This is a genomic window from Vibrio pelagius, assembly GCF_024347575.1.
In the GTDB taxonomy this organism is placed as follows: Bacteria; Pseudomonadota; Gammaproteobacteria; order Enterobacterales; family Vibrionaceae; genus Vibrio; species Vibrio pelagius.
The window spans coordinates 380,678-396,414 of record NZ_AP025503.1; the positions used below are offsets into that span (position 1 = coordinate 380,678).

Consider the following 15,737-nt stretch of genomic DNA (forward strand, 5'->3'; position numbering starts at 1 on the left):
ATGAGCGAAGAATATGTTTAAAAAACTTCGTGGCATGTTTTCAAACGACCTATCGATTGACTTAGGTACTGCCAATACCCTTATTTATGTAAAAGGCCAAGGCATCGTTCTTGATGAGCCTTCTGTTGTAGCTATTCGCCAAGATCGTGTGGGTTCTGCAAAGAGTGTTGCTGCTGTTGGTCACGCAGCAAAACAGATGCTAGGCCGTACGCCTGGTAATATTTCAGCGATTCGCCCAATGAAAGATGGCGTAATTGCAGACTTCTACGTGACAGAAAAAATGCTGCAGCACTTCATCAAGCAAGTGCATGACAACAGCGTTCTTAAGCCAAGCCCTCGCGTTCTTGTTTGTGTTCCTTGTGGTTCTACCCAAGTTGAGCGTCGTGCAATCCGTGAATCTGCATTAGGTGCGGGTGCGCGTGAGGTTTACTTAATCGATGAGCCAATGGCGGCTGCAATCGGTGCTGGTCTACGTGTTTCAGAGCCAACAGGTTCGATGGTTGTTGATATCGGTGGTGGTACAACAGAAGTTGCGGTTATCTCACTAAACGGTGTGGTTTACTCATCTTCAGTACGCATCGGCGGCGACCGTTTTGATGAAGCGATCATCAACTATGTTCGTCGTAACTACGGCAGCTTGATTGGTGAAGCAACGGCAGAGAAGATCAAACATGAGATCGGTTCAGCGTACCCTGGTGATGAAGTTGAAGAGATTGAAGTACGCGGTCGTAACCTTGCTGAAGGTGTGCCACGTAGCTTTAGCTTGAACTCAAATGAGATCCTGGAAGCACTACAAGAGCCACTGTCTGGTATTGTTTCAGCGGTAATGGTTGCACTTGAACAGTGCCCACCTGAGCTTGCTTCAGATATCTCAGAAAACGGTATGGTTCTGACTGGTGGTGGTGCACTACTTAAAGACCTTGACCGCCTGCTAACCGAAGAAACAGGTATTCCTGTTGTTGTTGCAGAAGAGCCACTAACGTGTGTTGCTCTGGGTGGTGGTAAAGCCCTAGAGATGATCGACATGCATGGCGGCGATCTGTTCAGCGAAGAGTAATCATTGAGTGTTAGGCTCTTTCGCCTCTTATACCAGCTGAGAGCCTAGGACTTTGTCTAAAGGATCAAATGTAGCCCTAGGACCAACATAGAATGAAGCCAATTTTTGGTAGAGGTCCCTCTCTACAATTGCGCCTATTTTTTGCTGTAATTATATCAGCCAGCCTTATGCTGGCTGATAGTCGTTTAGATGCTTTCTCAAATGTTCGCTATCTATTGAACAGCATGGTAGCGCCAATTCAGTACGCGGCTAACCTGCCTCGAACCATGTTTGACGGTGTTTATGAGCGTTTTAATACGCGTAAAGGCCTGATCGAATCAAGTCGTTCACTCAAGCGTGAAGTGCTTCACCTCAAAAGTGAACTTATCCTGCTCGAGCAGTATCAAGAAGAGAATAAACGCCTACGTAAGCTTTTAGGCTCGCCTTTTATTCGTGACGAGAAGAAGGTAGTCACAGAAGTCATGGCGGTTGATACCTCGCCGTATCGCCATCAAGTGGTGATCGATAAAGGCCAGATCGATGGTGTTTATGAAGGGCAGCCGGTGATCAATGAGAAAGGTATTGTAGGGCAAGTCACCTTTGTTGCTGCGCACAATAGTCGCGTTTTACTGCTTACGGACGCCAACAACGCGATTCCGGTGCAGGTGATCCGTAATGACATTCGAGTGATTGCATCAGGTAACGGCAACATCGATGAGATCGAACTTCAGCATATCCCAACCAGTACTGATATCCAGCCAGAAGACATGCTCGTGACATCTGGCTTGGGTGGCGTTTATCCAGAAGGTTACCCAGTGGCTTACGTGTCGTCGGTCGATTACGATCCGAAACGTGAGTTTGCGGTAATCAAAGCAGAACCTGTGGTTGAGTTTGATAAACTTCGTTATCTGCTATTGATTTGGCCTGATGAAAACAAGCGTATGCAAGCAGATCAGACTAATATAGAACAAACCATGTTAGAGGGTGACAATGGCCAATAGCGTATTAAGAAGTAAGTTAGTGATCGCTTGCTCGCTTCTGATTGCCCTGATACTTCAAACGATCCCGTGGCCAGGTAGCTTAGACCTATTTCGCCCATCGTGGTTGCTGCTGGTAACCTGCTACTGGGTATTGGCACTGCCACACCGTGTTAATGTAGGGAGCGCTCTGATTCTCGGTCTGCTTTGGGACTTGTTGATCGGTTCCACACTCGGCATTCGCGGCATGATGCTCTCGATTGTGATATACATTATTGCCATGAATTTCCTTGTGATTCGTAACATGGCGCTTTGGCAACAAGCGATGATCATGGCGGCATTGACCGTTTTGTTTGAAGTATTGATCTTCTTTGGTGAATATTTGATTCAAGACGTTGTTTTTAATCCATTATCGCTATGGAGCGCATTGATTAACTGTATACTTTGGCCTTGGATGTTTTTGTTGATGCGTCGCGTGCGTCGCCATTGGCACGTGAGGTAAAGGAATATGGAACAGTTATCACTCGTTTTGGCATCTGGCTCGCCACGTCGTAAAGAACTGCTGACACAATTGGGTTACGAGTTTTCTGTTCTCGTCACCGATATTGAAGAGCAACAACAGCCGAATGAAGATGCCCAAGCGTATGTTAAAAGACTGTCGCTTGATAAAGCCAAAGCTGCTTTGGACTTGATCGCGGAGCAAGAGGCTAAATCAGATAGCCTTATCTCTCTAGGTTCAAATAATATTGTGGTCTTAGGGTCAGATACCGTGGTTGTGAGCCAAGGGCAGGTGCTAGAGAAACCAAGCGATTTAGCTGACTGTAAGCGAATGCTCACTCAGCTGTCTGACCAACGTCATCAAGTGATGACCGCAGTGTCTGTGGTTTCTGCAGACAAACAAAAAACAGAAATCGTAATTACCGACGTATGGTTCAAACCCCTCAGTGAACAAGAAATAGAAAAATACTGGCAAACAGGGGAGCCATGCGATAAAGCCGGTAGCTATGGAATCCAAGGTTTGGGTGGACGTTTTGTCACTCGAATCGAAGGTAGTTATTACGCCGTTGTCGGCTTACCTTTATTTGAAACGGACCAGCTACTGCAAGAGTTCTTATAATTTACTAATCTGAGGTGCACCATGAGTGCTGAATTGTTGCTGAACGTGACCCCGAGTGAAACTCGTGTGGCTATGATTGAAGGGGGAGCTCTTCAAGAGATCCATATTGAAAGAGATGCTCGTCGTGGCATTGTAGGAAACATCTACAAAGGACGTGTCAGTCGCGTTCTTCCAGGTATGCAGGCAGCATTTGTCGATATTGGTCTTGAAAAAGCGGCGTTTTTGCACGCTTCAGATATTGTTCCTCACACGGAGTGTGTGGCGGAGAATGAGAAAAAGCAATTTCAGGTTCGTGATATTTCAGAGCTTGTTCGTCAAGGACAAGACATCGTTGTGCAGGTCGTTAAAGACCCGCTCGGCACTAAAGGTGCACGTCTAACCACCGACATTACTCTTCCTTCTCGTTATCTTGTCTTTATGCCTGGTGCAAGCCATGTAGGTGTATCTCAGCGTATTGATAGTGAATCAGAGCGTAATCGTCTTAAGAAAGTGGTTTCTCGTTACTGTGATGAACACGGTGGCTTTATTATCCGTACCGCTGCAGAGGGAGCTGATGTTCATGAGCTTGAGCAAGATGCTGCATTCCTAAAGCGTTTGTGGTTAAAGGTCTTAGAGCGTCGTGGTAAGCATAAAGCGCGCACTCGCTTATATGGCGAGCTGTGCCTGAGTCAACGTATCCTACGCGATTTTGTGGGTACTGAACTCAGCAAGATTCAAGTCGACTCACGCCAAGAGTTTGAAAACCTGAAAGAGTTTACTTCGGAGTACGTACCAGAGCTAACGAGTAAGTTAGAGCTGTATGAGGGCGACAAGCCGATTTTCGATATGTACGATACCGAGAACGAGATTCAGCGCTCGTTGGACCGTAAGGTTGAGCTCAAATCTGGTGGTTACCTGATTATCGACCAAACGGAAGCCATGACCACGGTAGACATCAACACGGGGGCTTTTGTCGGTCGTCGCAATCTTGAAGAGACGATTTTCAATACCAACGTCGAAGCAACTCAAGCGATTGCACGTCAACTGCGCCTGCGTAACCTTGGTGGCATTATCATTATCGACTTCATCGACATGCTGTCTGAAGAGCACCGTAAGCGTGTACTTACTTCACTAGAGTCGGCACTGGATAAAGATCGCGTCAAAACCAATATCAATGGCTTCACTCAGTTAGGTCTGGTTGAAATGACGCGTAAACGCACACGTGAAAGCATTGAGCATATCCTCTGTTCGAGCTGTCCTGCTTGTGAAGGGCGTGGCAGTGTGAAAACGGTGGAGACAGTGTGTTACGAGATTCTGCGTGAAATCACTCGAGTGAATCGCGCCTACGATGCGGATAAATTCGTGGTTTACGCTGCCCCTGCGGTAGCCGAAGCCCTTGAGGGTGAAGAGTCTCATGCACTGGCTGAGCTTGAAGTCTTCATTGGTAAACAAGTTAAAATTCAAGCTGAGCCTTTGTATATTCAAGAGCAGTTTGACGTTGTTATGATGTAATGGATACTTTGTGAGCTCTAGTGTTACTCAGCTGCTTCGTGCATGTTTATGGTTAGTGGTTACTTTGCTTGTGGCACTTGCCATTGCAGTAACCACTTTACGTGTTGCACTCCCTAACCTGAATAAATACCAATCTGAGATTGAACAGTGGGTAAATCAACATTCAGGTTTTGAATTCTCTATTCAAGATGTGAGTGGCTTTTGGCGTAATACTCACCCTTCGATTGCATTGAAAGGCGTTCATGCCAATCTTGCACAAGCTGAAGACGTCACTTTCTCGGTTGACACTGTTGAGGTTGAGTTCGACCTGGTTCAATCGGCGCTGCAAATGCGCCCAGTGGTTGCTGACTTGGTGATGAACGGGATGTATCTCGACATTCGCTCTATTGATCTGTTCGCTGCTCGTAATAGTGATGATGCTAACAAGCAGAGAACAGATTCGTCTGGACGAGTGATTAAAGAGCTTGATAATCTTCTCTTAAAAACCTTGGTCGATGTCACGGCTAAGGACTCCTCACTGCTTTATCGCACCGTTTCTGATGAAGAGCGTCAACTCGATATCGAAATCCTTAAGTGGCAGAACTCTGGCAAGCACCACCTTGCTGAGGGGGTTGTCAGTATTAAAGATGCGAACCTTAACTCCTTGTCAGTAAGTGCTAACTTTATTGATGGCGGCTCACTAACGGATGTGACGGGGCAGTTTTATGCCAGTGCTGAAAATGTTTCAGTAAAACCTTGGTTGACGCGTTATATGCAAGCCGAGTCTGGAATTGAGGCAGGAAATGTCAGCCTAAACAGCTGGTTAACGCTAAAAAACAGTAAGCCTGTTGACGCTTACGTTGAGGTGCTTCCTTCTGAATTGGCTTGGAATGAAGACGGTTATCACGAGCTGATGATTGAGTCTGGAACCTTCAAGCTCACACCTACTGATATGGGGTGGCAAGTAAATGGCCACTCACTTAATCTGCGTACTGATGATCACGTTTGGCCTGAGTTCGACGTTGTATTCAGTTGGCAGAAAGGTCCTTGGCAATTGAATGTCTCGGAGCTGGATATCGCCGCGCTTACCCCATTGATTAAACTTCTTCCAGATACTGAAAGTACTAACGAGCTGGTTGATAAGCTATCTCCGGGGGGGCGGGTTGAAGACATTCGTGTTTCGATGGCAAGCGATATCGAGAGCTTACGTTACTCCGCAAAATTCTCTGAATTGGCTATGGAGCAGTGGGAACTGTTACCTGGTTTTAGTCAGGTGTCAGGTTCTGTGTCGGGTTCCACAACTGAAGCCAAAGCCAGTATCCATGTGATTGATGATGTCTTTCCATATGGAGAGGTATTTCAAGCCCCGCTCAACATTAAGCAGGGGCAAGTCGATATTATTTGGCAGCAAGATGAGAGCGGTTGGAGATTGTGGTCAGACAAAGTGACAGCTGCAACCCCCGACTTGCAGGTGCTTGGTGCGTTTCGTCTTGATTTTCCGAATAATGCCAGCCCATATCTTTCATTTTATGGCGAGGCGGACGCATACAACGTCGGTGAAACTTGGCGTTATCTACCCACTTTAGCGTTAGGGCAAGATCTTACCGACTATCTATCGACTGCTATTCAGGCGGGTCGTTCAAGCTCTGTCAAACTACTCTGGCATGGTGATCTGGAACAATTCCCTTATGCAAATAACGACGGAATCTTTCAGATCTGGGTTGGGCTTGAGGATGTGACCTTCAGTTTCGATACCGCATGGCCATTGATCACGGATTTACAACTCGATCTACTGTTTGAAAACGACGCGATGCATCTTGACTCACGCTCTGCGCAATTGATGGATGTTACTGCTGATCGTATTACAGGGCGCATTCCCTATCTGGGGGAAGGTGGTCATATCGAGATTGAAGCTAAAGCAGCGGCGACAGGTAATGCCGTCCGTGATTATATGACGGCGTCTCCGCTGGTGGACTCGGTCGGTGCTGCGTTAACGGCGCTGCAGGTCAAGGGCGATGTTTATTCCGAATTTCAACTTGATATTCCGTTTGATAACAGCCGTGAGCCAAGAGCTTGGGGCTATGCCGACCTAAAAGGTAACCATGTTCAGATTGAAGCGCCGCCAATGGTGCTGGAAAATACGACGGGTCGTATTGAATTTGATAATGATGTCGTGACCGCGACTGGTTTATCTGCTGAGTTGCTCACTCAGGGGATCTCTGTTGATTTCACAGGGCAAAATGATGGCCCTGGTTATGTGGTCGGTATTGATGTGATAGGGGATTGGGACGTCAAACCGCTTGAACCTTATATCGGAAAGCAGTGGCTGAGCCGTTTGTCTGGACATGCACCGTGGCAATCCAATATCGATATACAACTCAACGACATAGGCTTCACTTATCAACTAGACTTAAATTCAGATTTAACTTATTTGGCGAGTGATTATCCGTACCCATTGGAAAAGCGGACTTTTGAAAAAGGCACAGCTCGGCTACAGGCATCAGGCAATCAAGAGTCGATCACAGCTCGTCTGCAGTTGCCAAATACTAAATACCAAACCGAAATTGATATTACTGGAGAAGTCCCAGTACTTAAGGCGACTAATTTAGTACTTGGGCGAGGTGGTTTTAAGATCAGCCCAGTGGTAGGGCATCATGCATTAATCCGTATTGATGAGTTTAACCTTGATGACTGGTTAGAAGTGGCAATGGAGCCGGTTAAACCATCAACGGCGGTGCTTAGCCAGATGAATACACCGACAATTCCAGCGCCAACCAGAGTCACACTAGAGAGCAAAGAGCTGACTCTTGGTGGAATTGCTTGGAATGATGTCGAATTTAGCGCTCGTAAAAACAAACTCGCGTGGCAGATGCAGGTTTCTAGCCAGGAAATAGAAGGTGATATCAACTATTTAGCGCCTTATGACTTAACGGTTTCTTTAGATCGCGTACACCTATTTGTACCGGATTGGAGCGAGAAGAAGAGTGAAGAGCAGCTCTTACAGATCATGGATGAAGACGCTCCGTTGATCTCGGAACTCGATAGAAAAATTCATGACGCAATGCCAAATGTGACATTAATGATCAAAGATTTTTGGTTGCAGGGCTACAAAGTCGGCAAAGTGGATGTTGAGCTACAGCGCAAAGGCGACCGTATTGAGTGGAATAAAGTCCAAGTCCGCAGTGGTAGCAACACTGCAGATCTTAGCGGCTGGTGGGCGCTGAGTGATACAAAGAGCCATTCGGCACTGAATATTGATGTGGAAGGCGAGAACAATAGTGAGCTAATGGAGCGTTTTGGTATTACCTCAGGCATCCAAAAAGCCCCGTTTGCAATGCAAGCTCAGCTTGAATGGGACGGTTCACCTTGGGGTATCAAGGTAGACACACTGGATGGTAAAGTAGAGACCGAGCTGGGTAAGGGGATGATCTCGGATGTTAGCGGTGCAGCGCGACTACTTGGACTGTTCAGTCTGGACTCTATCATTCGCAAAATGCAGCTCGACTTTTCCGATGTCTTCGACAAAGGCATGGCGTTCAACAGTATTACCGGTACGGGTGAGTTCCAAAACGGGATATTCCTAACCAACGACCTGACAATGGATGCGGTAGCGGGTGAGATGAAGATCAAAGGCATCGCTAACCTCAATAGTCGCCTAGTCGATGCTGAGGTGAACTTCACCCCAGATATTACATCGGGTATTCCGGTTCTGACCGCATTTGCCGTAACACCACAAACCGCGCTCTATGTGCTTGCGATTACCACAGTAATTTCTCCGGTGGTTGAGGTATTTACCCAAGTGAATTATTCGGTGAAAGGGCCGCTTGATTCACCGACGGTGAGTGAGTTGTCGCGGAGTAAAGGTGAGTTTAAGCTGCCAGAAAAGCTGAGAGACATGGCTAAGTAAAGTCGCTGATAGCGATGAGAAGTCTTGGCTAGATAGAGAAGAAATAGGAGTAAAACACATGGATAGTGTTGGCTTGATTCAGATGACGTCAGGGCCGAGCCCGAGCGAGAATTTACGTTTTCTTGCTCAAGAGATCATCAAGTGTAAAGCACACGGTGCCAAGTGGGTCATCTGCCCTGAAAATGCGTTAGTGTTTGGTAGCAAGCAAGACTACCATCAACACGCAGAGCCTCTGGGTGATGGGCCATTACAAACGCAGGTGTGTGACTTAGCTAAGCAGCACCGTATGTGGATTGTTATCGGCAGTATGCCTATCAAAACGGAAGCTGGAGTTACGACTACATCTGTTGTGATTGATGACTTTGGCTCTGTAGTTGCTCATTACGACAAGTTACACATGTTCGACGTTGATGTCGCCGATTCGCACAAGTGTTATCGAGAGTCCGACATTTTTACGCCGGGCGATCGTGTAGTCACTGCGGAAACACCTTTCGGTCACTTAGGCTTGAGTATTTGCTATGATGTCCGTTTTCCGCATCTCTACTCTGAACTAAGAAATCAGGGTGCACAAATTATGTTAGTGCCGGCTGCTTTTACCGCGGTGACAGGCGAAGCGCACTGGGAAGCGTTATTGCGCTGCCGCGCTATAGAAACACAATCTTGGGTCGTCGCAGTTGGGCAAGGAGGTAAGCACTCTTGTCAGCGAGAGACCTGGGGACACTCCATGGTCATAGACCCGTGGGGGAGAGTGGTTGCTCAACTTGGCCAAGAGCCGGAAAGTATGGTTGTCGAACTGGATACGACCCGATGTGAGCCTATCAGAAAGAATATGCCGATCGTTCAACACTCTCGATTTACACACCAATTTTAATTACAAATAAGAGCCATTTATGAGCATCAATCAAATTGAAGAAGCGCTACTTAACCCGACAGGGCTTACGGAGCAAAATATCGCAGATACATTGGCGAGCATTGCTACCCGCCAGATTGATTATGCTGATATCTACTTTCAGTCGAGCTGGCATGAATCTCTAGTCCTAGAAGACAGCATCATCAAGGATGGATCTTTTAATATCGATTGTGGTGTTGGCGTCCGAGCGGTTGCAGGTGAAAAGACCGGTTTTGCCTACTCAGATCAAATTCAACTCGAAGGTCTAAAACAGAGTGCGATCGCGGCTCGTGGTATCGCGAAGCAGGGGCAAAACGGTAAGGTGCAAGCGTTCAAGCGCAACATGAACCAAGCTTATTATGATGCAGTAAATCCGCTAGCAAGTTGGGAAAAGCAGCAGAAAACCGAACTGCTTAAAGCGATAGATGCTTACATTCGTACTAAAGAACCAATGGTAACCGAGGTATCGATCAGCCTAAGTGGTGTGCACGAGCAGATGCTTGTGGCAGCAACCGATGGTACCTACGCTGGTGATATTCGCCCGTTGGTTCGTCTGTCTATTAGCGTGTTAGCGCAGAAAGGTGATCGTCGTGAACGCGGCAGTGCTGGTGGCGGTGGTCGTTTTGGTTATGACTTCTTTTTGAGCGACGATAATGGCACTCAAGTGGCGTATCAATTTGCTGACGAAGCGATTCGTCAAGCTCTTGTTAACCTTGAAGCTGTGGCTGCACCTGCGGGTGCGATGCCAGTGGTTCTTGGTTCTGGTTGGCCGGGCGTGCTATTGCATGAAGCGGTAGGTCATGGCTTAGAGGGTGATTTCAACCGTAAAGAGTCTTCAGTTTTCTCTGGTAAAATTGGCGAGCAAGTAACATCTAGCCTATGTACGATTGTTGATGACGGTACATTGACTGATCTTCGAGGCTCGCTGAATGTCGATGACGAAGGTGTCAACGGTCAATACAATACCTTGATTGAAAACGGCGTATTAAAAGGTTACATGCAAGACAAACTCAACGCTCGTTTAATGGGTGTCGCACCAACTGGTAATGGTCGTCGTGAGTCTTACGCGCATCTTCCAATGCCTCGCATGACCAACACTTATATGCTGCCAGGAGAGCATACGCCAGAAGATATCATCGCAACCGTAGATAAGGGTATCTACGCTCCCAACTTCGGTGGTGGTCAGGTTGATATTACTTCAGGTAAGTTTGTATTCTCGGCTTCTGAAGCGTACATGATTGAAAACGGCAAGATTACTCACCCTGTGAAGGGCGCAACACTGATTGGCTCTGGCATTGAAGCGATGCAGCAAGTATCTATGGTCGGTAATGACCTAAGCATTGACCGTGGTGTAGGTGTATGTGGTAAAGCGGGTCAAAGTGTACCAGTAGGTGTTGGTCAGCCAACGCTGAAGCTAGACTCACTGACTGTCGGTGGTACTGAGTAATCTAGACTCACCCCATAAATGATCAAAGCGCCTTCTAGTGAGGCGCTTTTTCGTATTTGTTAGCTAGGTTTTAAACTACATATTCTCTTCAGCAAACTCTGCCAAACGGCTTCGTACAACGCCATTGAGGTGGATATTGGCGCTGCCTTCGAAGTCTTTGAAGCGTTCGACCATGTAGGTTAGACCAGAGGTCACTGGGGTTAGGTAGGAAGAGTCGATCTGCGCTAGGTTACCTGAGCAGACGATCTTGGTGCCCTCACCACAACGGGTGATGATGGTTTTTATCTGTGAAGCGGTGAGGTTCTGGCACTCATCAAGCAACACGAAGGCGTTCTGAATTGAGCGACCACGCATAAAGTTTATCGATTTAAACTGAATGTTGGCTTTGTCGCAGATGTACTTCATCGACCCTTCAGTGCAGTGATCATTTTTGTGCAGCGCCTCTAGGGTATCGGTGACCGCAGCAAGCCAAGGTAGCATCTTCTCTTCTTCGGTGCCGGGTAAGAAACCAATCGATTCACCGATGTCAGGTGTGTTTCGGGTTACGATGATCTTATCGAACTGCTTACGTTCGATGGTTTGTTCGAGAGCAGCAGCCATAGCGAGCAATGTTTTACCGCTACCCGCAGCCCCAGTGAGAATCACTAGGTCGATATCTGGGTCGAGTAACGCATCAATTGCCATTCCTTGATAGATGTTTTTAGGGGTGATGTCCCACGCGCGGCGGTTCATTAAACGCTCGCGGCTCATGTCTTGTAGAGTGATGGTTTCCGGTTCTATTTCAGCAACACGGGCGGCGAAGTCACTCTCTTCATCAATCACATATTGATTAATAAAGGTTGGCTCAAATGGGCTGCGTGCCAAGGTGTGATAGGTTTTTCCGCCGAGAGTTCGGCTATCAACGTTATCAATGCCGTCCCAAAATGCGCCCTCTATCGTTTGGAAGCCCTTGGTTAGATATTGGATGTCATCAATCAGTTGGTCGGTTTGATAGTCTTCAACAAAGCGTACACCGGCACCTTTGGCGCGCAGTCGCATGTTGATGTCCTTAGTGATCAGCACCACTTCACGCGGTGCGCGTTTGTTTTGGAGGTAGAGCACGGCATTAAGAATACGGTTGTCACCGGCTTTGTCGTCGGCGAATGCCTTGATGCTCTCTTGCAGCTCATAATCTGCAAGAATGGAAATGCTGCCTGAGGCGCAGCTTAAGTCTTTGGAAAATGGGATACCTTCAGAGATTTGATCCGGGGTTGCGTCTCTGAATAGGTCTTCCAAGGCGCGAATAGCGATTCTTGCGTCGCGTGCGACATCTCTTTTGCTGTCTTTGATTCGGTCGAGTTCTTCAAGAACGGTCATCGGGATAACCACGTCGTGTTCTTGAAACGAAAAAATTGCGAAGGGTTCGTGAAGTAGAATGTTGGTGTCTAAAACAAATAGTTTCCGATTGGTCTCGCCCATAGCATCTCCTTGCCAGATACGGCTTCTTGTATCACAGATAAACGTGGATAAAGCCAGCTAGGATCACAGCCTAATGAGCATGTCAGTTCACAACCTAGCTCAACTTTAGCCAGAGGAATGTCACCATATTGCCGATACTCTAAATATGGTTCATTCATGCAAAAACAGCAATCTTTGCCATCTAGAATAGCCATGCTTTTTTGACAGTTTGATTGCACAGACGAAATCGGAAAAAAAGCATGAAATCATCACCTTTTGGCGTGACCTAAATCACAGCATCAAGTAAGATTAGCGACCTTTTTCTGCACCATATTCTCAATCGATAGAATCTAATTCGCTTAATTGGAATGTGGCTGCAAACGAAGCATTTTTAGCTATATTTTTATTCTGGGAATTGCAAAGTCCCGATAAGAAATTGATGGCTTAAATGACCAAATTCCACAGATAAGATTGAGGTAGTCGATTCATGACATTTGCTTTGGGGCAGCGCTGGATAAGCGATACGGAGAGCGATTTAGGTTTAGGTACCGTTGTAGCAATGGATGCTCGCACAGTGACACTCATGTTTGCCGCGTCAGAAGAGAATCGTGTTTATGCACGCACTGATGCTCCCGTAACCCGAGTAACGTTTAATGTTGGCGATGTTATTGAATGTCAGGAAGGCTGGTCACTGTCGGTTGAAGAAGTGATTGAAGAGCAAGGCCTGTTTACCTATCTAGGCACTCGCCAAGACACGGAAGAGAGCGGCGTTTCTCTGCGTGAGATCTTCCTAAGTAACCAGATCCGTTTTAACAAACCTCAAGATAAGCTCTATGCTGGTCAAATTGATCGCATGGACAACTTTGTGTTGCGCTACCGTGCATTGAGCAACCAATATCAGCAACATAAGAGCCCTATGCGTGGCTTATGTGGCATGCGTGCAGGTCTAATCCCTCACCAACTATACATCGCTCATGAAGTCGGTCGTCGTCACGCACCGCGCGTTCTGCTCGCGGATGAAGTGGGCTTAGGTAAAACCATCGAAGCGGGTATGATCATCCATCAGCAGGTGCTTTCTGGCCGTGCTGAGCGTATCCTGATTGTGGTACCAGAAACACTGCAGCATCAATGGTTGGTCGAAATGATGCGTCGTTTCAACCTGCATTTCTCGATCTTTGATGAAGAGCGCTGTATTGAAGCCTTCGCTGAATCGGACAATCCATTCGATACTCAGCAATATGTATTGTGTTCACTCGACTTCCTGCGCAAGAGCCGTAAACGCTACGAGCAAGCTCTGGAAGGTGAGTGGGATCTATTGGTTGTCGATGAAGCGCACCACCTAGAGTGGAGCCAAGACAAACCAAGCCGCCAATACCAAGTGGTGGAAGGGTTAGCTGAGAATACTCCGGGTGTGCTGCTACTGACGGCGACGCCTGAACAACTGGGTCGTGAGAGTCACTTCGCTCGTCTGCGTCTGCTGGATCCTGATCGCTTCTATGACTACGACGCATTTGTCGAAGAAGAAGAGCAATACGCGCCGGTTGCAGATGCAGTAACGGCACTGTTCTCTGGTATCAAGCTAGAGAATAGCCAGAAAAACCAGATCACTGAGCTGCTTTCGGAACAGGACGTTGAACCTCTATTCCGCGTTATCGAAGGCGACAGCCCAGAAGAAGAGCAGGCGATTGCGCGCCAAGAGCTGATTGATAACCTAATGGATCGTCACGGTACTGGCCGCGTTCTATTTAGAAACACTCGTGCTGCGATTAAAGGCTTCCCCAAGCGTAACGTTCATCTACTGCCAATGGAGATCCCAAGTCAGTACACCACATCGATGCGTGTATCGGGCATGATTGGTGGCAAGATGACACCAGAAGCGCGAGCGATGAAGATGCTCTACCCAGAAGAGATCTTCCAAGAGTTTGAAGGTGAAGAATCAAGCTGGTGGCAGTTCGATTCACGCGTAAACTGGTTGCTAGAGAAGATCCAAGAGAAGCGCAGCGAGAAGATCCTGGTGATCGCATCTCGTGCGAGCACAGCTCTGCAACTTGAGCAGGCATTGCGTGAGCGTGAAGGTATTCGTGCAACGGTATTCCACGAAGGGATGTCTATCCTAGAGCGTGACAAAGCGGCGGCATACTTTGCTCAAGAAGAGGGCGGTGCTCAGGTTCTGATCTGTAGTGAGATCGGCTCTGAAGGTCGTAACTTCCAGTTTGCAAACCAATTGGTGATGTTTGACTTACCATTTAACCCAGATTTGCTTGAGCAGCGTATTGGCCGTCTTGATCGTATCGGTCAGCAGCGTGATATCGACATCCACGTTCCATACCTGAAAGGTACCTCACAAGCAATTCTTGCACGTTGGTTTGACGAAGGCTTGAATGCGTTTGGTGAGACATGTCCAACAGGTCGCACCGTTTACGACAAGTACGCAGAAAATCTGATTGAGATGCTGGCATCGGGCAACACTGAACAGTTAGATGAAGTGATTGAAGAGTCGGCGAAGCTCAACCAGAGCCTTAAAGCTGATCTTGAGAAAGGTCGTGACCGACTGCTTGAGATGCATTCAAACGGCGGTGAGAAAGCGGCTGAAATCGCTGAGAAAATTGCTTCTACTGATGGCGACACCAATTTGGTGACGTTTGCACTTAGCCTATTCGACACCATCGGTCTTAACCAAGATGACAAGGGTGAAAACGCACTGGTAGTCACACCGTCTGAGCACATGATGGTTCCAAGCTACCCAGGCCTGCCATACGAAGGTGCTACGATCACCTTCGACCGTGATACAGCGCTTTCTCGTGAAGATATGAACTTCATTAGCTGGGAGCACCCGATGATTCAAGGTGGTATTGATCTGCTATTGAGTGAAGGCGTGGGTACTTCAGCTGTGTCACTGTTGAAGAACAAAGCCCTCCCTGTCGGTACCATTCTTCTAGAGTTGGTTTACCTTGTTGATGCGCAGGCGCCTAAGCGCAGCGGTATCAGCCAGTTCTTACCTAAGACACCGATTCGTCTGATGATGGATGGGCGTGGTAACGATCTCTCTTCACAGGTGGAATTTGAAGGCTTTAACCGTCAATTGAGCCCTGTGAACCGCCATTTAGCAAGTAAGCTAGTGAACTCGGTGCAAGCGGATATCCATAAGTTGATTGAAGCCGGTGAAGCGCAAGTGCTGCCTAAAGTGGAAGAAGTTCGAGAGCAAGCTCAGAAAGAGATGCAAGCGAACCTTAATGGCGAGCTAGAGCGTCTACAAGCACTGAAAGCGGTGAATCCAAACATTCGTGACGAAGAGTTACAAGTGATTGAGACACAAATTGAAGAGCTGACGGGCTACATTGCTAAAGCGCAAGTACAGCTTGATTCGCTGCGTTTGATTGTGGTTTCGCACAACTAATTTGAGTGACGCTACAGGACTAGTTCTTAGCTGGTAAATACCCCAAAGGCCTTCACGATG

Annotated in this window: 10 protein-coding genes; 9 read left to right on the forward strand and 1 reads right to left on the reverse strand. The window is 47.4% G+C overall.

Annotation, left to right across the window (positions count from 1 at the left end):
* Positions 1 to 13 precede the first annotated feature (13 nt).
* The 8 genes from vsple_RS01750 (at position 14) to tldD (ending at position 10,843) form a co-directional block, all read left to right on the forward strand.
* Positions 14 to 1,057, forward strand: coding sequence for a rod shape-determining protein (locus tag vsple_RS01750; protein ID WP_004740843.1), 1,044 nt, complete (start codon positions 14 to 16; stop codon positions 1,055 to 1,057).
* 92 nt (positions 1,058 to 1,149) lie between these two features.
* Positions 1,150 to 2,037, forward strand: a complete 888-nt coding sequence (mreC, locus tag vsple_RS01755; protein WP_261882507.1) for a rod shape-determining protein MreC — start codon at positions 1,150 to 1,152, stop codon at positions 2,035 to 2,037.
* A complete protein-coding gene (gene mreD, locus vsple_RS01760; RefSeq protein WP_261882508.1) occupies positions 2,027 to 2,515 on the forward strand; it encodes a rod shape-determining protein MreD in 489 nt (162 codons plus the stop codon). The genes mreC and mreD overlap by 11 nt, the downstream gene beginning before the upstream one ends.
* Positions 2,516 to 2,521: 6 nt before the next feature.
* Positions 2,522 to 3,130, forward strand: a complete 609-nt coding sequence (locus vsple_RS01765; protein ID WP_261882509.1) for a Maf family protein — start codon at positions 2,522 to 2,524, stop codon at positions 3,128 to 3,130.
* A gap of 21 nt (positions 3,131 to 3,151) precedes the next feature.
* On the forward strand, positions 3,152 to 4,621 hold the full coding sequence (gene rng, locus vsple_RS01770) for a ribonuclease G (protein WP_261882510.1): 1,470 nt from the start codon (positions 3,152 to 3,154) through the stop codon (positions 4,619 to 4,621).
* Positions 4,622 to 4,631: 10 nt separating this feature from the next.
* A complete protein-coding gene (locus tag vsple_RS01775; RefSeq protein ID WP_261882511.1) occupies positions 4,632 to 8,507 on the forward strand; it encodes a YhdP family protein in 3,876 nt (1,291 codons plus the stop codon).
* Positions 8,508 to 8,565: 58 nt separating this feature from the next.
* Positions 8,566 to 9,378: a carbon-nitrogen hydrolase family protein gene (locus vsple_RS01780; protein ID WP_261882512.1), complete on the forward strand. Its 813-nt coding sequence runs from the start codon at positions 8,566 to 8,568 to the stop codon at positions 9,376 to 9,378.
* A gap of 19 nt (positions 9,379 to 9,397) precedes the next feature.
* A complete protein-coding gene (tldD, locus tag vsple_RS01785) occupies positions 9,398 to 10,843 on the forward strand; it encodes a metalloprotease TldD (protein WP_261882513.1) in 1,446 nt (481 codons plus the stop codon).
* A gap of 75 nt (positions 10,844 to 10,918) precedes the next feature.
* Here tldD and vsple_RS01790 read toward each other — a convergent pair whose 3' ends face one another.
* Positions 10,919 to 12,301, reverse strand: coding sequence for a PhoH family protein (locus vsple_RS01790; RefSeq protein WP_261882514.1), 1,383 nt, complete (start codon positions 12,299 to 12,301; stop codon positions 10,919 to 10,921).
* 466 nt (positions 12,302 to 12,767) lie between these two features.
* Between vsple_RS01790 and rapA the strand changes: the two genes are divergently transcribed.
* Positions 12,768 to 15,677 (forward strand): RNA polymerase-associated protein RapA, encoded by a 2,910-nt coding sequence (rapA, locus tag vsple_RS01795; RefSeq protein WP_255231544.1) that lies wholly within the window; start codon positions 12,768 to 12,770, stop codon positions 15,675 to 15,677.
* Positions 15,678 to 15,737: the final 60 nt, after the last annotated feature.

Excerpts from the sequence above, each read along its gene's own strand:
- vsple_RS01750 (WP_004740843.1), top strand. The coding sequence starts at position 14 with ATGTTTAAAAAACTTCGTGGCATGTTTTCAAACGACCTATCGATTGAC.
- mreC (WP_261882507.1), top strand. The coding sequence starts at position 1,150 with ATGAAGCCAATTTTTGGTAGAGGTCCCTCTCTACAATTGCGCCTATTT.
- mreD (WP_261882508.1), top strand. The coding sequence starts at position 2,027 with ATGGCCAATAGCGTATTAAGAAGTAAGTTAGTGATCGCTTGCTCGCTT.
- vsple_RS01765 (WP_261882509.1), top strand. The coding sequence starts at position 2,522 with ATGGAACAGTTATCACTCGTTTTGGCATCTGGCTCGCCACGTCGTAAA.
- rng (WP_261882510.1), top strand. The coding sequence starts at position 3,152 with ATGAGTGCTGAATTGTTGCTGAACGTGACCCCGAGTGAAACTCGTGTG.
- vsple_RS01780 (WP_261882512.1), top strand. The coding sequence starts at position 8,566 with ATGGATAGTGTTGGCTTGATTCAGATGACGTCAGGGCCGAGCCCGAGC.
- tldD (WP_261882513.1), top strand. The coding sequence starts at position 9,398 with ATGAGCATCAATCAAATTGAAGAAGCGCTACTTAACCCGACAGGGCTT.
- vsple_RS01790 (WP_261882514.1), bottom strand. The coding sequence starts at position 12,301 with ATGGGCGAGACCAATCGGAAACTATTTGTTTTAGACACCAACATTCTA.
- rapA (WP_255231544.1), top strand. The coding sequence starts at position 12,768 with ATGACATTTGCTTTGGGGCAGCGCTGGATAAGCGATACGGAGAGCGAT.